Genomic DNA, 20,654 nt, shown 5'->3' on the forward strand with positions numbered 1-20,654 from the left:
AAAGATAATGCCTTATAAGGCATTATCTTTTATTTTAAATTAATAATAATCATAATTTACAGTTGTGATATCAACAGGTTCTGTATCAACAATTGTTGCCGCATCATAAACAGGCGTAGCGACAGCAGAAGAGCAGCATGGGGTAGTTACAACAGGCCTTACAACTTTAGTACAACAAGAACGCTTAACAATAGGCTTTACTACAACTGTCTTAACAACAGGTTTTACAATCACTCTTTTGCAGCAAGGTTGATCGACTACTACCGCATTACAGCAACCTCTCGTCGTTGGATTATAGACTGTTGTATAATCACTGACGCCTGTGGTGACAAAACCACAAGCGGTTAAGCTACCTAATAAAGGCAAAAGCATAAGTCCTTTTATGTTTCTTTTCATGTTCCCTCTCCTTTCCTTATCTAAAATAATTGTATATTATATCATCACATTATTCCAATTATGATCAATAAGTATTTATTTTATAAGGGAATTAAGACCTAAACTGACTAAAAGCTTCCAATTAACTAAGGTGCTTCATTTAATTAAATCTATACAAAATATGTAATAATTGTATCAAAGAAGTTAGTTACCTAGACGTTGTATCATATCATATAATGCTTTAAAAATTGAAAGACTCCGTCTATTTGAATTAACCAAAAGTTGACATACGCAAGCAATTATCATCTGTATTTCCAATCTGATAACCGAGTTTTTTTTTATTAAGCCATAAATTTACATTACCAATAAGTTTATCTTGACTTACATCTATCATAAGCCCCTTAACTTAAGAAAATTAATATATAGTATAGGCTAAATATTTAAACTGATGATCATAATTTATACAAAATTGCAAGTGAGATAATTTATATTAGAGATAACAAATAGCTTAACTATCAATCCATCTTTTTGAATGAAATGACTTTCTATTAATTAGCAATTATTAGACTTGCTGAGATTAAAATAATTCCATTTTAGTTTTAAAGATAACAAGGAAGAGGCTATCTAGCGCAGGAAAAGAAACAATTTATAGTATGGTAATTTAAAAATTACTTTATGAAGGTGCTGCAATAGCCTCCAAAGTAAACTCAATTAGTTTTTTCTCGGCAAGATGTACGGAAGAAGTAAATTTCTTAGTTATTCGATTAGCAATGGCCACATTAATAGAACAACAACGATGACCTAGCATTTTTGATAATCCATATAATGCCGCCGTTTCCATTTCAAGATTTGTTAGTGGTATCTTAAACGGAAAGCTTGCTAAGTATTCAGTAAAATTACAATCCATTGCGCCTGCTCGTAAAGGCCGTCCCTGTGGTGTATAAAAACCATGGCATGTTACACTAATTCCTTTTATGCAACTTGAGTTTGCTAACAGTGATTGCATTATCTTTTCATCACTTGCATACGCTAAAAATGTTGTTTCCGGCAATTTACCTTTTATATAAGAAGTAAAACGCTGACTAAGCTCCTCTTCTTCTTTGTTTTGTAAAGGCTTGTAATAGAGTAAGATACCGGTTAGGTCAATTGCATGGCTGGCAACGATAAAACTGTCTAACGCAATATTTTCTTGTAAAGCACCTGTAGTACCAAGTCGAATAATATTTAAAGAACGAAGTTTATCGTTTACCATTTTACTTTTAAAATCGATATTAATTAATGCATCCAATTCATTTAAAACAATATCAATATTTTGAGTACCAATACCTGTAGAAAGAACGGTCAGTCGCTTGTTATTAAAATAGCCTGTATGAGTTACAAATTCGCGATGCTGATGTTTAAATTGAATAACGTCAAAATATCTGGTTATTCTTTCAACGCGTTCGGGATCACCAACTGTTAAAACGGTATCAGCGACATCGTCTGCACCAATATCAAGATGATAAATTTTATTATTAGAAAGAATAAGTTCAGTGTCAGCTAGCTTTCTTTTCATGTGAACGCCTTTTCTGTGCCTTTCTTGTTTAAACTATAATATTAGAACTAAGAATTAATTTTCATGAATTAATAATCTTATCGTTTGATTTTAAAAAGACTTAAATTAGTAGATAATTTCATCAGTAGCAGATAGCTAACTAAATAGAAGTTTAAGGTTTCGTATTACGTAGGAAACGTGCTAAAACAAAATTCGCACGAGTAACAGCGTCATTTATAGCGACCTTAGGCGTTTTAATGCCAGCAAATATTGCTTCTAAAGCTTCATCATTAATATTCCTAATCTGATTCTGTGGAATAGTTGCTAAATTAAATGGCCGTTGATGAACAGTACTTGCCAATTCTTTCTGTGCTAAGGATAAAACAGGTTGCACATTATTCTTATTTATAAAAGCATAATCACCGCTAATACTAATAGGAATATAACCTGTACTCTCATACCATCGTTGTTGCACTTGCGATTTAAGAAGATAAGTATAAAACCGAGCTATTCCTTCGTATACTTTAGCTGATTGACCTGCAACAGCCCAGAGCGCAGCACCACCATTAACACTGTTATATCTTAGTTGACTTACTGAGGTGTCAAGCGGAAGAGCAGCAACACCAACGCGGAAATTAACCAGTTTTGATACACTTTTATAACTACCCGAAGATTGACTGTACATCACGCATTTTCCACTTGTGAAAAGCGATGTAGCGTCACTGGCTCGACCACCATAGTCAAAATAATGTTTTTTTTGCCATCGTCTTAAGCGTTCTAGATGACGAATAATAGCTGTATTATTGTAAACTGCTTTCTGTTGGGCTAATTCAAATAAAGGTAAGCCATGCAAAGCAGAAAAAGCTTCAATAAGTATCCATGCAGGATAAGCTGAAGTATAAGTACATTGATAACCTTTCTTTTTTAAAAGAATGGCTAAATTTTCTAATTCATCCCATGTCGCGGGAAAATTTTTATCATTAATACCTACTGATGCTAAAACATCAGCATTATAAAATATAACAGGGATAGATGTATTAAATGGGAGTGCTTGCAACTTACCTTTATAGCTATAAAAAGAAACAAGCGCTGGAAGAAAATTTTCTGTTGGCAATTGCTGATTTTGTTCCGCCATAAGCTCATGAAGCGGTTTAATAATGCCTGCTGGCGCAAGCATAGTACCAGTACCTACTTCAAAAACTTGAATTAATGCTGGTGGTTGCTTTGCTTTAAATGCCGCAGCAAAACTGGTGATTGCATCACTATACTCACCTTTATATACAGGTTTAATAACATAGTCTTTTTGAGTATGATTAAAATCATCTACTACCTGTTGTAGAACAAGACCTAAATTGCCTGCTAGAGAATGCCATAAAACAATATCAACTTTTTGAGCCCAAGTTTGGCCGAAAAATGCTAGTATTAAAAATAAGCTAAAGTGTCTCATGATAGTAAATCAGGATAATCGCTAAAAATGGCATCTACGCCCCAACTTAAAAGCTCTTTGGCTCTGTCTTTATTGTTTACGGTATAGACATATAGCTGGTAGCCATGCTTTTTAATCTCCTGAACTCGATGAATATTTAAAGCAAGCTCATTGATATGGACTGAAAAACAATTTAAAGCTTGCGCCTTTTCTAACCAGAAATCTTCCCATGCATCTAAAAGTAAACCTAATGGCATATAAGGAGCTTGGCTTTGGCAAAGCATTAGCACTGTGAGATCAAAGCTAGAAATTAAAGGTAACTTTTTATCTTTTGGCCATAAACGATTTAAATAATCTAACACAACTTCTGTTGTTTGCTCACTTGTACCAGGATAGGGTTTAATTTCAATATTTGCATTAACCTTATTTTCTATAAGCCACAATAAAATATCTCTAAAGTGAGGAATCTTCTCTCCAGCAAAAGATTGGGAAAACCAAATTCCTGCGTCTAAAGATTCTAGATAAGTAGCATTAACTAAGCCTACACCACCCTTGCCATTTGTAGTGCGGTCTAGAAGTTCATCATGAAATACAAATGGCTCAGCATCAGCACTTAACATCACATCAAATTCAATACAATTACAACCAAGTACTAAAGCTTGCTTAAAAGCTGCAAATGTATTTTCTGGTGCATAAGCAGATGCACCACGATGACCAATAACACCATGTTTTATGTGCAATCTATTTACTCCGTACTCCGATTAGATGCAACGTCTACTACAGCACTCATTAAAATTTCATTGCTTACCGTAACATCTGACGTAGGAGCTGCTGCACCAAGTGCCATGGTATTTATCATTTCTTTAGCCTGATAAGCTCTAGGTTGCTGAGGAACAGGTAACGTATTGCCTTCCATAATATATATATTGTTCACAGAGTAATATTGTGTTTTATAAGTATTATTTAAGCGCATTAATTCTGCTTTAACAAGATGATATAAACGTTGTCGAACTTGCGCTTTTACTTTTTGAACTTCTTCAAAACTGGGTTTGAAGTCAATAGTATTAATGGAATAAGTACTGCCCGGCTGCGTAACAGCTTTGGCATTTTGATAAACATTAGTTAAGCTTGATTGAGAAATACGTGCTTGCGCTTCAACAAATAATTTTTCTAATCCTGAGCTATCTTGTGAACGATTAAATTGGGTTATATGCCAATCACCAGCTGCAATTTTATTTAAATTAGTTATAATATCGGCACGTGCCTTTACTAAATCAGCATTCGTTAATGTTGCGTTAATATCAACCGTTAACAAGGCAGTTTGCGTAGTAACCCATTGTCTAGCTGAAACTTGAAAAGAAATTTTGTCTAATGGTATATCTGTCTGATCATTATTTGCAAAGCAAAAAGCAGGTAGTAAAAATAAGACAGCTATTTTAGATAGGTTGTTCATCTGGATCTCCAAATAATTTGAGCTATGCTTATTTTAGTTTAATGCTAACATAGACATAAACAATTGTCGTCTTATGTCTTATACTCTAAGTAATCAAGTTTAGTCTATTAAGCAAAAAACTTTTATTTTAATTAATTATTTAATGACTTATTTTTAGATAATATCGCTAGCTTAGATTAGAAGACATTGATTTAATAGGCGAATCGATCTATAAAATGGGCACATAAATCTACTGGAGCCACGCTAATGATGTCGATGGAAACATTGGTAAAAAATGATTTAGATCTACTCAAACAGGATGATTTTTTAGATTACGCTTTAGCGCACGGTTTTGGTGATTTACACTTTAAAGTAGACCCTGTAACCGGCATGAAAGCAATCATTGCTATTCATAGCACTAAATTAGGCCCAGCTTTAGGCGGCTGCCGTTTTATTGAGTACCCCGATACTTTTAGTGCTATCAATGACGCTATGCGACTAGCACGTGGCATGAGCTTTAAAGCGGCCTCGGTAGATTTACCCTTAGGTGGCGGTAAATCCGTGATTATTAAACCAACAGAGCCCTTTGATAGAGAAGCTTATTTTCATGCGTTCGGTAAATTTATTGATGAACTAGGTGGACGCTACATTACTGCTTTAGATAGTGGTACCCAACTTAGTGATATGGATATTATTGCCGAACATACACCTTATGTTGCTAGCTTATCAAAATACAATGGTGATCCTTCTCCTTTTACAGCAAAAGGAATTTTTCGAGGTATTGAAACTGCTGTTGCTTTTAAACTAGGTAAAGACAATTTAGCTGGGTTACATATTGCTATTCAAGGCTTAGGCCATGTAGGCTATGCGTTAGCCCAATATTTACATCAAGCCGGGGCTAAACTAACAGTTGCTGATATCAATAAAGCTAATGTTGAACGAGCAGTAGTAGAATTCGGTGCTAACTTCACAACAACAGATTTAATCCATAAAATTCCATGTGATGTCTATTCCCCTTGTGCACTTGGCGCAGTGATTAATGATATCACCATTCAGCAATTCCAAGCACCAATCATTGCAGGTGCTGCAAATAACCAATTAGCTCATACTTATCATGGTCAGTTATTACATGAAAAAGGTATTTGTTATGCGCCAGACTATGTCATCAATGCAGGTGGATTAATTTTCGCTGCCAGTAAATACTTGCATGTACATGAAAATGAAGTTGAGCAACAAATTGAACGAATTCCTGATTCCTTGTTGGAAATATTTAAACACTCAGAACAGGAAAACAAATCGACAAGTGAAATTGCTGATATGTTGGCAAAAGAGAAATTAGCCTAAAGTCTGTAAAATTGATTTGCCCTTTGCAAGTTAGTTATCTTTATTTACTATACTTGATGGCTAAAGTTATATTTAATTACACTAATTAAGCTTCGTGTTGTCATTATCAAAAATAAAAATAAATAAATTTAGGCAACTTATGACTATAAAACATTTAAATCTTACGCCAGAACTCTATGATTATATGCTCGATATTTCCCTACGTGAGCATCCGGTTTTAAAATCTCTACGAGAGTATACTTCTACAATGGCCTTAGCTAATATGCAAATTGCGCCTGAGCAAGCGCAATTTATGCAGCTTCTTTTAAAAATGATTTCTGCCCATAAAGTTTTAGAGCTAGGAACATTTACAGGCTATAGTGCCCTTGCTATGGCTTTAGCTTTGCCTGAAGATGGCGAGCTCATAACCTGTGATATTAACTCTGAATGGACAAGTAGAGTGCATGATTTTTGGCGTGAAGCTAACCAAGATAAGAAAATTAAGCTTCGTTTAGCCCCCGCAATACAAACTTTAAACGAGTTAATTGATGAAGGTTATCGCCAACAATTTGATTTTGTATTTATTGATGCTGATAAAACCAATTATACTCAATATTATGAATTAGCTTTACAGCTAGTAAATCCTCGAGGTTTAATCGCAATAGACAATATTTTTTGGGAAGGCAAAGTCATTGATCCTAATGACACAAGTGGTCAAACCCGAGAAATTAGACACTTAAATGAATTAATAAAAAATGACAAGCGAGTTGATATAAGTTTATTAGCAATTGCTGATGGGCTACTTTTAATTCGACCAATCTAAAGTTTGTTTTTAAAGGAGTTACTATGACTATTGATGGAAACCCATGCGGACTTGATGGCTTTGCTTTTCTTGAATTTTCTGCCCCCGATGCTTCATCTCTACACCAGCAATTTACCCAGATGGGTTTTCATGCTGTAGCTAAACATAAATACCAAGATATTACTCTCTATCAACAAGGGAATATTAAATTTATTGTTAATAATTCTGCCAACACTCAAGCTGAAGAACATGCAAAAAATCATGGCGCCGGTGCATGCGCGATGGGATTTCAAGTTGAGGATGTTAACAAAGCTTATGAATACGTCATTGCACAGGGGGCGACTCCTTTTCAAGATTGCCAACATGCTGATCATAATCTGCTAGCAATTCAAGCTATTGGCGGTAGCGTTATTTATTTTGTTGATGATACTCATCAACCTTTCTCACAACAGTGGGAAAGCTTAGCAGTAGACAATCAAAACATGAAAGATTGTGGATTAACAGCCATTGATCATTTAACTCACAATGTTTTTCGTGGCAATATGGATAAATGGGCTCATTTTTATGAATCTATTTTTAATTTTAAAGAGATTCGCTTTTTTAATATTGAAGGCCAGATGACAGGCTTAGTAAGTCGAGCGTTAGCAAGTCCTTGCGGCAAAATTAAAATCCCATTAAATGAATCTAAAGATGACAAATCACAAATTGAAGAATTCTTAAATGATTATCGTGGTGAAGGCATTCAACATATTGCTTTAAACACAGACAATATTTATCACAGCGTTAACACATTAAGAAAAAAAGGCGTTAATTTTCTCGATGTACCTGATACTTACTACGAAATGGTTGAAGCGCGTGTTCCTTGGCATCAAGAACCTATAGCACAATTACAACAAGAACGAATCTTAATTGATGGCGAAATTGATCCTAAACAAGGTCTCTTACTACAAATCTTTACAGAAAATGTATTTGGCCCTGTCTTTTTTGAAATTATTCAAAGGCAAGGGAATCAAGGTTTTGGAGAAGGGAATTTTAAAGCACTCTTTGAAGCAATAGAGCGAGACCAAATTAAACGCGGCACATTACAACCAACTCAATGATGTAAGGCTTTTATATGAAATTAGCGACCTTAAAATCACTGCATAGCCGCGATGGCGAGCTATGCGTTGTTAATAAACAGTTAACATTAGCTGTTCGCGTTCCTCATATTGCGCAAACATTACAATATGCGCTTGACAACTGGGTTAATGTTAAAGAGCCCCTGCAAGAGATCTATGAAGCACTTAACGCCGGTCATATGAGTAGTGCTTTTCCCTATGCGCCAGAAAAGTTAGCTTCCCCTTTACCTAGGGCTTATCAATGGGCGGATGGCAGTGCTTATGTTAATCATGTTGAATTAGTTCGCAAAGCCCGTGGCGCCGAAATGCCTGACAATTTCTGGACTGATCCATTACTCTATCAAGGTGGCTCAGATAGCTTCCTAGCGCCTACCGAAGACATTTTAATGGCAGATGAAGAATATGGAATTGACTTTGAAGCGGAGCTCGCGGTTATTACAGATGATGTGCCTATGGGCATTACTAGGGAAGCTGCGCCAGATCATATTAAACTTATTATGTTAGTTAATGATGTTTCTTTACGTAATTTAATACCTAATGAGTTAAGTAAAGGATTTGGCTTTTTTCAATCTAAACCATCTAGTAGTTTCTCACCTATTGCTTTAACACCTGATGAATTAGGCGAGTATTGGCAAGATAACCGTGTTCATCTTCCCTTATTAAGTTCTTTAAATGGACAACTGTTTGGCCAACCAAACGCAGGTATAGACATGACTTTCTCGTTTGCTGATTTAATTGCACATGCAGCTAAAACTCGAAAACTAGCAGCTGGCACTATTATTGGCTCAGGAACTGTTTCAAATGTTGATCGGAGTAAGGGTTCATCCTGTATCGCTGAGAAAAGAATGCTTGAAATATTAGAACATGGTAAAGCAAGCACACCTTTCATGCGCTTCGGTGACAAGATACGAATTGAAATGTTAGATAAGCAAGGAAATTCTTTATTTGGCGTAATTGAACAAACTCTCACTCAGTATAAAGGTCTCTAAAGTGAAACTTTATGATTATTATCGTTCTACAGCAAGTTATAGAGTGCGTATAGCCTTAAACTTAAAAAATATTAGTTATGAAACGCTATCTATACACCTTGTGAATAATGGTGGCGAACAGCATAATCCTAATTACTTGAGGCTCAATCCCCAAGGTTTAGTGCCTACGCTCGATGAAAATGGGCATATTATTAGTCAATCATTAGCTATCATTGAATATTTAGACGACATTAATCCAACGCCACCTTTGTTACCCCCAACACCGTTAGGACGTGCACATGTTCGAAGCCTTGCATTGATGATTGCTTGTGATTTACATCCTTTAAATAATTTAAGAGTACTTAATCGTTTAAGGCAACAATTTAACGCTGAGGATGAGGATATAAAGAATTGGTATCATCATTGGCTTAAAGAGTGCTTTGATGCATTCGAGCGCCGATTACAAGACATGCCCCATAAGGGGCAGGTGTGTTACGGCAGCGAAGTAAGCTTAGCGGATATTTGCTTGATACCACAAGTTTTTAACGCTAAGCGTTTTGGCTTTCCTTTAACGGAGTATCCTTTAATTGCGGCAATTAATTCTTATTGTTTAAGCTTACCTGCCTTCAGTAATGCATCACCATAAATTGAATGCCCAATCGCCACCAAATGAATGGTAAGCATGTATTAATAAGATAATACCAATGATGCCTGCAATTACTGCCATCACATAATACATATTATCCTTATATACTTTCCTACTTAAAGCCAACATATATTCAGGTAGTGCTAGCCAGAATATAGCTTTAAGTAAAACTACCCATGCTATAATGGTTGCTAGCAATTCGAAACGCCATTCCCAGATATTATGAATTACAACCATTATTAACCCAAATATTAATGCAAACATAGCGCTAACAAATACAGTATTCTTATCTGCCGATAAGTCACGTACTACTTTCCGATAATAGTCAGCACGGGCTATCATGATTATTGCCATAATTAACATATATAAACCTAGAACTTGTTCAATAATATAACTATGTAAAGGACCAGTGGTCATTGTTTTCTCCTTAAACGGTTTATATTTTCAAGTTTAGCATATATGCAAAAAGAAAATTTCTTATGTTTTACTAATACTTAAATAAAAAAATCAAATTATGTACACTAACTTAATATTCACTTAATTTTTTTGAGTTAAAATCTATCTGTTAGATTAATTTTTAAACAAGAGTTATACATTTATGATTAGAACTGCCTATATTTATTACGGGATAAATGAGCAAGAAAAATTAGTTATATCCTGCTATCATGAGCAAACTACTGCTGCTAGAAACTATAGAAAGTATGCTAAACATTATGGCGCTCCTTTAAAACCTATTATAGAGAAAGTAGAAATTGTAATTCCAACTGAAAAAGATATTACTGATGCAGAAATTGAAGCTCTTTTAACTCTTTTAATTGAGGATGAAATTAAAGATCTAATTTTAGCTAATAAGATCACTGATGCAGAGATTAAAGCTCTTTTAACTAATGAGATTACTGATGAAGGGATTGAAGCTCTTTTAACTCTTTTAACTCTTTTAACTGAGGATGAAACTAAAGATTTAATTTTAAATAAGAAAGAGATTACTGAGGAAAGGATTAAAAAACTAATTCTGAATAAAAAAATTCAAAAGGCAATTCAAGACGCAATTCTTGGTAAACTTCAAGAAATAAAAAATGCTTTAAACATCGAACCTAAGCAGGTAATTTTAGCTGCAGATGTTAATCTATGCTCTCCAACTAAAGAAGAATTAACAGAATTTTTAATTAGGGAAGCATTTATTAGGAAAATATTTGGAGACACAACTCCTATTATACGTATTTTAGAATCATCATTAAAAGAAGTGGCTAGTAAAGCTGTCCGGCGTTTTCGAGAAATTGAGAGAACATCTATGCCTCCTGGTGCCGCTATAGTAAGAGTAAAAAGTGGTCATTTTAATGATTCTACAGATCGAATAAATGAAATTTTCGCCGCCTCAGAACAAACTTTCAGCCCTGAATCAACACATTTATTTCGCGTATTAACAAGGTCTAAAAAAGAGATACCAGAAAAAGAGGTTGCAGCCTCTAAAGACACTAGAAGCACTTATTTAGGCAAATCATCTCCTGGGCTAGGAAAATCTAACGAACAAATGAAAGATAATGTCTCTCTTAGAAAAAGAACAAGCACGGAGACTTTGTCTTTGGCTTTTTTTAACAATAATTCCAATAAAAAAACTTGTCAAGAAACTAAGGAAAATTGCAACCAAATTCCAAGTAAAGCAGAGGAACCATCTCACCCAGATGGAATATTACAAAGCAATATTACTACAATATAAGAAATAAAATTCCTAAAAATTAATAGAACTGATGCGAGCTACTAAATATTATAAAGAAAGTTAATATTGAAAATAATTTAAGCATACTTTAATAAATATTTCCTATAATAAAATAGAAACTATTTAAAACTTACTTTTATGATTAATCCTAAATTTATTAATTTAAATCAAATCGATTTATCATCAAACGAAATTAAAAAATTAACCGGATTTTTTGATTTTCACAATCAATCAGACGATACCATTTGGCAAGCCAATACTCAATATACGTATGGTGAAAATAATGACTTAAAAATGCAATTTAACTTTCAAATAATAAAACGTACAAATAAAAAAAGTCGCCCTTGCCGATATGACATTTTTGGTACAGAAGGCGTTCGTATTTCGGATTCTCAAATCGTTTATCCTATGTTAGGAAGCTTTATTCTGACTAAAGATAATAAATTGCATTATATTCCTAATCTTCATGATGAAGTAATCATTGCAATGCCAACTTCTTCTACTAATTTGGAAAAACCATTTGGCGATACGTTTCAAAACTTACGCAGTCTTCATCCTTATTATTCAGAAATATCGTTTGCTGCTACTGATCCTATTCTAGATTCTGCCAGGCAAACTAGTTATACAGTTGTTCGCCAAATTTATGGTGAAAAATTCACAAAAATTATTAGTGAGAAAAATGGTGCATATCCATTAAGTTTAGAAGAGCGATTTCAAATTACTTTAGCCTTATTAAAGGCTCTTAAAGAAATTAATCCACAAGACTATAATCTTAAAGAATTTAAATGGGACCATGTTTTAATAGAGCGTCATCGTCCTGTAAAAGTAGATATCACTTATGCGTTACCCAAAAAATCTAAACCTACCAAGTCAGAAAGTAAGCAACAAGAATCTAGTTTTATAAAGGACACAGCTAAGCATATTTATTCACTTTGGAGTGATTTAAGCCCTGAAAATCTTGAATCATCTATCAAATTAGATACGTTAAAAGATTTTGATCATTTAACGCATGATGGTAAAAAATTAGTCGCCTCTGCTATTGAAAGTATGTTAGGTAAGAACGCAAGTTTTAAAGATTTAAAGCAATCCACTACAAAATTTAAGGAAGCACAAGCCAAAACAGCTATTACCAGTGAAAAAATTCATAATAAAAATTGTTACAGCTACTTAAGAGAATTAAAAGAAATGATACCAGATTTTCTAGGGAAGGATTTTGAAGGTATCAAAAAAGAGTTAGAAGCAATTAAGAAACATCAGAGCTATCAGAACGAGTATTCCTATGCCAAACTTTATACTCAGTTAATAACTTTTTTGGATCACAATATTGGATTTATTTCAATTAATCTTAAAGAAGAAGATAGAGAAAAACTAAATAAATTTATTGATGTCCTTTATAACAATGATAGCCATCTTCTCGAGCAAACCTATGCTGCAATTAGACATATTCCTCATGGGCACCGGCCAAGTAAATCTAGCAAAGGAATTGAGCATACTATTGCCGACGCATTAAGTGAGCCATTTTTTTTAAAAAGAATTAATGCTAAAACAGCTTCTCCTGCTGATAATGAGACCTGGCATGCGAGACTTTCAGCTGTTGTAGGTAATACATTTACACCGCAATACTATACCAATATACCAAGCATACGCTCCTACCCTTATAAGGAAAAAAAGGGGATCGAAGTTCGAGAGCTACGTATAGGCACTCAAGCACAACGATATAAGGGACAAACACGCGTTAGCCCTCTATTTGAATACTGGTTAAAAAACCAACTTGGAAAACAGCCGTCTCAATCAGTTTCGACTGAAAAATCTCCAATTACTCATATTTATTTCAATAATTTAGCTAGAGATAGGGAAATTTTTGACAGAGAGAAGTTTACTTTTGATTTTTTAGGTGAAGGTAACAAGGAAAAAGCGTTAACTGCACAACTTGAAAATTTAGAGAAGGGACATTCTAACCTTGCAGTTATCACACTTCCTGCAGATAAAGGATTTATGGCTCGAGGTGATTATCTTAAAACAAAAGAAGAATTAAAATATCAAACTGTATTCGACACATTTCTTTCTATTGCAAGAGGAGTCGATACGTTAGAACCTAAAATTAAAGATTTTTATATAAGTCCTAAGATAAGGGGATTACTTTTTAATTTTGGTGGCCACCCTAGTAGTGAGTATGAAAGAAAAGTATTACAAGACTTATTAACGAATAGTTTTAAAGCAATGGGTATAGTCAATAACGATGGGAACCTTATTCCTGCCGATAGAAAGTTAAGCCAAGCTGAGCGCCAAGCCGTTTGGTTTCACTTTATTAAATTTGAGCTGACCAACTTTATTATTGATAGGCTTAAACCAGCTAGTATCAATTTTTCTTGTAAAGACGCTATCGACCGGGGCGGCGCTTCATCTGCCTATTTTAACTTAATGAAATCTATTGAGGCTGGTCATCCTTTAAGCCGTGAAGAATTTGAGCAAGCTTTGCATGCCGCGGCAACATCAGTAAAAGGACGTGGAATGAACCACCATTTAAATATTATTTGGAATGCAATAGATCAGTATGTCAATAGTCAACAATACAAAGACAAATTACAAGAGGAAAAAGAAAAATTAAAAAAACATCCTGAACTACAATCACAATTAGAATGGCTTATCCAGTGGCGTGATTTCAATTGCCCTCATGGAAGAGTAACTAAACTTTTAGAAAGACGAATCGCAGAGGTTACAGAAGAACTAGAGCAAGAGGAAAAAAATCGTCCTGATCTATTTTTAAAGATTAATCAATCTTTAAAAATAGTTGAAACAATTAAATTTCATTATGATAAAAAAGTAAGTGGCAAAAGATTACTACTAGAGGCTATATCTTTAACGCCGGCAATTACACTAAAATCTGACAACAAAAGCCTTATTCAGTATGATAAATTAGCAGATGAGTTGAGAATTACTCATCCTAAATTGCAAGTACTCGCCGGTCTGATGAAAGCTGCTATTGGTATTATTTTATTTGTTTTTAGTTTTAGCAAACATACAAATACCCTAAAACAAGGTGCAGCAACCTTTAGGGCTGGCTATCATACCAATAAACGTGAAGCGCTTGTAGATACAATGAAGGACCATGTTACTTTGGCTAAACAGCTAAATATGAAAGAATTTGATGCAAATCTTCGTCTAATTCCGAAAGAAAAAGAAGAACAAGAGGGGGAAAGCGGCTCTACTATTACCCAAGAAAATTTTTCTATTAATAATAAATAATTTATTTTTCTATTAGAAATTAGAAAACTCTCGCTAGCGAGCTTTATCCAGAGCTCGCATTATCAGCTTTAGTTGCAGATAAAATGAATTTCAGCTAATGTTGCCTATTTAGCTCTTAGATAAATTATGGATTCCAACATAAAGGATTTGCTCATTTCTTTACAGCAAAATCAGGACCTTATGGTCCAGCAATTACACCAGTTCTGTGAAATTAACTCTGGCAGTGATAATCAAACGGGTTTGCAAATAATGCATCAAACCCTGTTAAATACATTTGAACCTATAGCAGATACTCTAGAAACTATAGAATTTCCACCAGTATCCATTATTGATATGGCAGGTAATATGGATGAATTTACCTGCGGTAATGCCCTATTGATTCGCAAAAGACCCAAGCTTAAACGGCGCATTCTTTTAGCGGGTCATATGGATACTGTTTTTTCTAAACATCACCCTTTTCAAAAATTGACCTATATTAGTAATAATCACTTAAATGGGCCTGGTGTTGCAGATATGAAAGGCGGATTAATAGTCATACTTCATGCCCTTAAAGCATTTGAACAAACCCCAGAAGCCTCCTCGCTAGGTTGGGATGTGCTTATTAATGCCGATGAGGAATTAGGCTCGCCTGCTTCTGGATCTTTATTTGGTGAAATAGCTCCGAATTATCAAGCAGGCCTTCTTTATGAGCCTGCTATGGATACGCAAGGGACATTAGCCAAAAATCGAAAAGGTAGTGGTAAAATAACAATAGTTGCTACAGGTAAAGCTGCGCATGCAGGTCGCGCTTTTTATGAAGGCAGGAATGCTATCTGTTATTTAGCAGAAGCAATTACAGCAATTCATGCCTTAAATGGTAAACATGAAGGTGTTACTATTAATGTAGGTAAGATAGCAGGTGGAACTGCGCTAAATATTGTTCCTGATCGAGCCGTTGCTAAATTAGATATACGGATTAATGATACTCATGATGAATCTTGGGTGATGGCTGAACTTAATAAAATTATACATAATTTAAAACGGCATGATTATAATTTAAGCATCCAAGGTAAATTTGCCCGCCCTGTTAAACAGATAAATTCAGGAACTAAGCGTCTTTATGAACGTATTAAAGCGATTGGGCACGAACTTAATTTGGTTATCAACTGGCAAGATAGCGGCGGTTGCTGTGATGGTAATAATTTAGCGGCCCAAGGCTTACCCGTTATTGATACCTTAGGTGTGCGAGGTGGCAATATACACAGTCAAATGGAATTTATATTAATTGACAGTTTAGTTGAGCGTGCTCAACTAACTACGCTACTTTTAAGAGATTTAGCGCAAGGAGGATTAGAGGAGCTTAAGCAATGATGTTATTTCGCCGTTCTTGTTTAACTGATCTTGATGCAGTTCATGATCTAGCTCTTCATAGTGGATTTGGACTAACCACTTTACCTAAAAACAAAGATTTACTTGCTAAGCGTATTCGCCTATCTTCTACTTCATTTAAGAAAAAAGTTAGTCAACCTCAAAATGAGTATTATTTATTTGTATTAGAAGATCCAAGTACCAATAAACTAGTAGGCACAGCAGCAATAGAAGCATTTACAGGTTTTGAGACGCCCTTTTATTCTTATAAATTATCTTTACGTACTCGGATATGTCATTCGTTAAATATCCGCAGTGATTATGAAGTACTAAGTCTGGTAAACGATAATCAGCGACGAAGTGAATTATGTACTCTTTTCTTAGAGCCTTCTTATCGTCTAAATGGTAATGGCTTATTATTATCTAAAGCACGATTTTTATTTATAGCACAATATCCACGCCGCTTTTCTTCTACATTAATTGCTGAAATGCGCGGCATATGTGACGATGAAGGAAATTCACCCTTTTGGGATAATGTAGGTAGCCATTTTTTCCATATGTCTTTTGCTGAAGCAGATAGATTAACAATTTTAACCAATAAACAATTTATTGCTGATCTTATGCCAAGGAATCCGATTTATGTAAAACTATTAGCGCCAGAAGCACAAGAGGTAATTGGAGAGCCTCACCCTACTACTCGACCTGCGATGAAAATTTTATCTGATGAAGGCTTTCGCTATAATAATTACATTGATATTTTTGATGGCGGGCCTACTATTGAAGCGCCTTCTCATGACATCAATACAATTGCAGCTAGCCGAATTTTAGTCATAAAAAACCTTAGTGATGAAGTTAGCGGCCCTCTTTTTTTATTATCCAACACTTCTCTCGATTTCCGAGCGACTATAAGTCATGCTGTTTTTAATAATCAAAGTGGCGAGTGCATTATTAGTAAACATACTGCGGAACTGCTGAAGGTTAAAAAAAATGACGCTATTCGCTTAGCACCATTAAAATTTGAAAGACTGGATCCTTTTAATAAAAATTTTGCTACTTACGTAACGGATCAATTGGCCAGTAAAGCTTCAAATCAAACCCTACAGGAGAGTTCGTAATGACGTTTTTTGTCAATCAACTTGGCCACCATTATTTAAATGGTACTTGGGTAACAGGCATAGGAGAAGTTTTAAATTCTCAAAGCCCCTTAGATAGTACAAATGTCTGGCAAGGTAGGCAGGCAACACAAGATGAAGTAAATCAAGCTGTTTATGCTGCAAAGCAAGCACTAAGCGGCTGGGCGTTTTTAAATTTAGATAGTCGCATTGCCTATTTATCCGCATTTGCAAAAGAGGTAGAAGCAAATCGTCAAGAATTAACTCACTTCATTGCTTTAGAAACAGGTAAGCCCTTGTGGGAATCAGCGACAGAAGTTAATTCTGTTATTGCTAAAATTAATATCTCTATTCAAGCTTATAAAAAAAGAACAATTAATTATTGTAATCCTACACCTGAAGCAAATGCCTGTTTGCGTTACAAACCACATGGCGTGGTTGCTGTTTTTGGTGCATTTAATTTTCCTGCACATTTAAGTAATGGGCATATTGTCCCTGCCCTATTAGCCGGCAATACCGTTGTATATAAACCAAGTGAATTAGCCCCAGGCGTTGCCGAATTAATTATGCAATGTTGGCATAGAGCTAACATTCCAGCAGGCGTTATTAATTGTATACAAGGCGGTGCTGGCACTGGGCAAGCATTATTACAAGCGGATATTCAAGGCGTTTATTTCACCGGAAGTTACAATACCGGCAAAGCTATACATCGTCATTTCAGTGATAGGCCAGATGTTATTTTAGCGCTAGAGATGGGAGGCAATAATCCTTTAATTATTGATGAAGTAAGTGATATTAATGCAGCAATTTACCAAACCATCTTATCTACAGTCATTACTGCAGGCCAACGCTGTAGCTGTGCTCGCCGAGTTTTTATTAAGGACAATGCTTATGGTGATGAGTTCTTAAATAAACTAATAACAAGTTTTAAAAAAATAAAGGTAGCAGGTTTTACTGCAAACCCTGAACCTTTTATGGGACCAGTGATAAGCCATAAACATGCTTTAAACTATTTAAAATCACAGGATAATTTAATTGGCTTAGGTGGAAAATCGTTGCTAAGAATGAATTTACTTCAAGAAAATTCTGGCCTTCTTTCGCCTGGATTAATTGATATGACAACTATAACAAATCCGCCTGATGAAGAAATATTTGCGCCTCTCGTTCAAATTTATCGCTACCAACATTTTGAAGAGGCATTAAAGTTAGCTAATCAAACTCAGTATGGTTTGGCAGCAGGACTAATTAGTGATAGCAAAGATCAGTTTGAACTATTTTACAAAACTGTTCGTGCTGGATTAATTAATTGGAATCGCTCAACAACGGGTGCAAGCAGTAGTTTACCTTTTGGCGGTGTTGGCTTAAGTGGCAATCACCGTCCTAGCGCCTATTTTGCAGCTGATTACTGCGCCTATCCTATTGCCAGCTTAGAGCAACCCGAGTTAACAAAACCTGCACAACTACTACCTGGTATTGAATTAGGATAAAATAATGGCTGTATATGAATTAAATATAGATGGTTTAGTCGGCCCTAATCATAACTATGCGGGTCTTGCGGCAGGAAATGTTGCATCAATTAGTAATGCCTTAAGTGTTGCTAACCCACAAGTAGCAGCGCTGCAAGGCTTAAAAAAAATGCGCATGTTACATAAAATGGGTCTTAAGCAGGCTTTATTGCCACCGCATGAACGGCCTAATTTTTCTTTACTATCACATTTAGGATTTACAGGCACGCCACAACAAAAAATCAATAATGCCTTTAAAGCTGCTCCCGAATTACTAGGAGCTTGTTATTCTGCATCAAGTATGTGGTCTGCTAATGCTGCCACAGTTTCTGCTAGTCTTGATTGCAAAGACAACCGTGTTCATTTCACAGCAGCGAACTTAATTAGTAATTTACATCGACATCAAGAAGCAGCTTTTTCTAGAAAACTTTTACAACGAATATTTGCTGATGAACGCTTCTTTTATCATCATGATATTTTACCTAGAAGTACAATTACTGCTGATGAGGGTGCTGCTAATCACAATCGGTTATGTAATACACATAATCATGCAGGAATTAGCATCTTTGTCTATGCTAAAAAAGCTATGCAAGCAGCAGATATAGTTAATCAGCCCAGGCGTTACCCAGCAAGACAAACATTAGAAGCCTCTGAAGCAATCGCTCGTGCACACCTTCTTGATCCAAATCGTTTAATATTTGCACGCCAAAATCCAGATGCAGTTGATCAAGGTGTTTTTCATAATGATGTTATTGCTGTCGCTAATGAAAATGTTTTTTTAATTCATGAACAAGCTTTCTTAGATCAACAAGAAATACTTAATGAATTAAAATTAAAAGCCGACTTTCCGCTAAATATTATTGAAGTTAAACAAGATAAAGTAAGTATTAATGAAGCAGTCTCGACCTATTTATTTAACTCACAACTCATTTCCTTACCCCATGGTACTATGACTCTTATTGCACCATCCGAATGCGAATTGAATTTATCTGTTCGCAGTTTTATTGATGAATTAATTGCAAATACCGACAATCCTATTAATCAAGTTTATTATTTGGATTTAAAACAAAGTATGCGCAATGGCGGCGGGCCTGCTTGCTTGCGTCTACGTGTTCCATTAAACGATAGTGAATTACAAGCAATGCACCAAGGCGTGCTCTTAAGTGAAGAATTATTCACTCAACTAGAAAGCTGGATTTATCGTCATTATCGCACTGAACTACAAGCAAAGGATTTAAGGGATTTTAATCTAGTAAATGAAATTTATACCGCTCTAGATGAATTAACGCAATTACTTAATTTAGGCTCAATCTATCCATTTCAACAAGTGAAATCTTCATAATGTTATGGAAGACTTTAGCAGGACGCTGCATTTATCGCTCGGATCAAATTCGTGTCTATGATAACTATTTTTTTCGATGGCTTAAATTTAATAGTAGCGCATTTCAAAGTTTGCTAAATAAATTTATGCCTTATAAGCCTGCTTTAAATTATGTTAAAGCATTAACCTTTGTTGCCCGTCAGCATCCTGGCGATTGTTGTATGTTTGGCTTAGGTGGCGCGGGCGTTGCACACGCTTTATCACCTTTATTACATAACTACTCTTTAACCGCAGTGGAGATGAACGCTGAAGTTATTGAGGTTGCCAAGCGCTATTTTATGGCCGATAGACTACCTAATCTAACTATGATTCAAGATGATGCTAGTCACTTTGCTAAACATTGCCAACAAACTTTTAATCATCTCCTTATCGATATTGCTGATGCTAATGATTTTCCGACGTCCTGTAAAAATAAAGATTTTTTTCTAAACTGTCAGCGTCTTCTTTCAACTCAAGGTGTATTGGTAATTAATGTAGCTAATGCTTATGAATATCAGTTTATTTTTACTATGTTAAAGCAGCAATTTGGTAACAATATTATTACGTTACCCGTTAAAAGCTGCGTTAATATTATTTTTATTGCTACAGCTTCAGATAATTTTAATTGGCTACTTGAAACATTTAATTCTAATAAGGAAATTAAAAAAATTTTCTGGGACACTAAATGGGGGTATATGGTTGATTTTAATTATAATATAATCCCTTTTTTATAATTTAAGCGA

19 protein-coding genes are annotated in these 20,654 nt (G+C 35.0%); 12 read left to right on the forward strand and 7 right to left on the reverse strand.

Going from position 1 to position 20,654, the window contains the following annotated elements; genetic code table 11:
• Window positions 1-39 precede the first annotated feature (39 nt).
• From DYH30_RS09325 to DYH30_RS09345, 6 genes are all read right to left on the reverse strand, one after another.
• Window positions 40-396 carry a hypothetical protein gene (locus tag DYH30_RS09325; protein ID WP_115331401.1) on the reverse strand — a complete coding sequence of 119 codons (357 nt, stop codon included), beginning with the start codon at window positions 394-396 and terminating at the stop codon, window positions 40-42.
• Between the two features lie 250 nt (window positions 397-646).
• Entirely contained in the window at window positions 647-769 is a 123-nt protein-coding gene (locus tag DYH30_RS18565) for a hypothetical protein (protein WP_278043118.1), read from the reverse strand.
• 279 nt (window positions 770-1,048) lie between these two features.
• Entirely contained in the window at window positions 1,049-1,930 is an 882-nt protein-coding gene (locus tag DYH30_RS09330; RefSeq protein WP_115331402.1) for a nucleoside phosphorylase, read from the reverse strand.
• Between the two features lie 151 nt (window positions 1,931-2,081).
• Window positions 2,082-3,356 carry an extracellular solute-binding protein gene (locus DYH30_RS09335; protein WP_115331403.1) on the reverse strand — a complete coding sequence of 425 codons (1,275 nt, stop codon included), beginning with the start codon at window positions 3,354-3,356 and terminating at the stop codon, window positions 2,082-2,084.
• A complete protein-coding gene (locus tag DYH30_RS09340) occupies window positions 3,353-4,075 on the reverse strand; it encodes a glycerophosphoryl diester phosphodiesterase (RefSeq protein ID WP_242604672.1) in 723 nt (240 codons plus the stop codon). The genes DYH30_RS09335 and DYH30_RS09340 overlap by 4 nt, the downstream gene beginning before the upstream one ends.
• 5 nt (window positions 4,076-4,080) lie before the next feature.
• Window positions 4,081-4,788 (reverse strand): hypothetical protein, encoded by a 708-nt coding sequence (locus tag DYH30_RS09345; protein WP_115331404.1) that lies wholly within the window; start codon window positions 4,786-4,788, stop codon window positions 4,081-4,083.
• Between the two features lie 246 nt (window positions 4,789-5,034).
• Here DYH30_RS09345 and DYH30_RS09350 point away from each other — a divergent pair, with 246 nt between their 5' ends.
• The 5 genes from DYH30_RS09350 to maiA all read left to right on the forward strand — a co-directional run bounded on the left by DYH30_RS09350 (window position 5,035) and on the right by maiA (window position 9,624).
• Complete coding sequence (locus DYH30_RS09350) at window positions 5,035-6,111, forward strand: Leu/Phe/Val dehydrogenase (RefSeq protein WP_115331405.1); 1,077 nt, start codon at window positions 5,035-5,037, stop codon at window positions 6,109-6,111.
• A 145-nt stretch (window positions 6,112-6,256) separates the two neighbouring features.
• A complete protein-coding gene (locus tag DYH30_RS09355; RefSeq protein WP_115332544.1) occupies window positions 6,257-6,913 on the forward strand; it encodes a class I SAM-dependent methyltransferase in 657 nt (218 codons plus the stop codon).
• Window positions 6,914-6,936: 23 nt separating this feature from the next.
• A complete protein-coding gene (gene hppD / locus DYH30_RS09360; RefSeq protein ID WP_115331406.1) occupies window positions 6,937-7,992 on the forward strand; it encodes a 4-hydroxyphenylpyruvate dioxygenase in 1,056 nt (351 codons plus the stop codon).
• 14 nt (window positions 7,993-8,006) lie between these two features.
• Window positions 8,007-8,999 carry a fumarylacetoacetate hydrolase family protein gene (locus tag DYH30_RS09365; protein WP_115331407.1) on the forward strand — a complete coding sequence of 331 codons (993 nt, stop codon included), beginning with the start codon at window positions 8,007-8,009 and terminating at the stop codon, window positions 8,997-8,999.
• Window position 9,000: 1 nt separating this feature from the next.
• Window positions 9,001-9,624, forward strand: a complete 624-nt coding sequence (gene maiA, locus DYH30_RS09370) for a maleylacetoacetate isomerase (protein ID WP_115331408.1) — start codon at window positions 9,001-9,003, stop codon at window positions 9,622-9,624.
• Here the strand turns inward: maiA and DYH30_RS09375 are convergent.
• The gene (locus tag DYH30_RS09375; RefSeq protein ID WP_115331409.1) at window positions 9,616-10,041 is read right to left on the reverse strand and encodes a hypothetical protein; all 426 of its coding nucleotides are present in this window, start codon (window positions 10,039-10,041) and stop codon (window positions 9,616-9,618) included. The two genes, maiA and DYH30_RS09375, sit on opposite strands and share 9 nt — an antisense overlap.
• A 181-nt stretch (window positions 10,042-10,222) precedes the next feature.
• On the opposite strand from DYH30_RS09375, the gene DYH30_RS09380 reads away from it, so the two are divergent.
• From DYH30_RS09380 to DYH30_RS09410, 7 genes are all read left to right on the forward strand, one after another.
• On the forward strand, window positions 10,223-11,341 hold the full coding sequence (locus DYH30_RS09380) for a hypothetical protein (RefSeq protein WP_115331410.1): 1,119 nt from the start codon (window positions 10,223-10,225) through the stop codon (window positions 11,339-11,341).
• Between the two features lie 138 nt (window positions 11,342-11,479).
• Complete coding sequence (locus DYH30_RS09385; protein WP_115331411.1) at window positions 11,480-14,587, forward strand: hypothetical protein; 3,108 nt, start codon at window positions 11,480-11,482, stop codon at window positions 14,585-14,587.
• Between the two features lie 180 nt (window positions 14,588-14,767).
• Window positions 14,768-15,937, forward strand: coding sequence for a hydrolase (locus DYH30_RS09390; protein WP_242604671.1), 1,170 nt, complete (start codon window positions 14,768-14,770; stop codon window positions 15,935-15,937).
• A complete protein-coding gene (locus DYH30_RS09395; protein ID WP_115331413.1) occupies window positions 15,934-17,049 on the forward strand; it encodes an arginine N-succinyltransferase in 1,116 nt (371 codons plus the stop codon). Before DYH30_RS09390 ends, DYH30_RS09395 begins: the two co-directional genes overlap by 4 nt.
• Complete coding sequence (gene astD, locus DYH30_RS09400; protein ID WP_115331414.1) at window positions 17,049-18,533, forward strand: succinylglutamate-semialdehyde dehydrogenase; 1,485 nt, start codon at window positions 17,049-17,051, stop codon at window positions 18,531-18,533. Before DYH30_RS09395 ends, astD begins: the two co-directional genes overlap by 1 nt.
• A gap of 4 nt (window positions 18,534-18,537) precedes the next feature.
• A complete protein-coding gene (gene astB, locus DYH30_RS09405; protein WP_115331415.1) occupies window positions 18,538-19,893 on the forward strand; it encodes an N-succinylarginine dihydrolase in 1,356 nt (451 codons plus the stop codon).
• Window positions 19,893-20,645, forward strand: a complete 753-nt coding sequence (locus tag DYH30_RS09410; protein WP_115331416.1) for a spermidine synthase — start codon at window positions 19,893-19,895, stop codon at window positions 20,643-20,645. Before astB ends, DYH30_RS09410 begins: the two co-directional genes overlap by 1 nt.
• The last annotated feature ends 9 nt before the right edge of the window (window positions 20,646-20,654 follow it).

Origin of the sequence: Legionella busanensis (assembly GCF_900461525.1) — a bacterium.
Classification (GTDB): domain Bacteria; phylum Pseudomonadota; class Gammaproteobacteria; order Legionellales; family Legionellaceae; genus Legionella_C; species Legionella_C busanensis.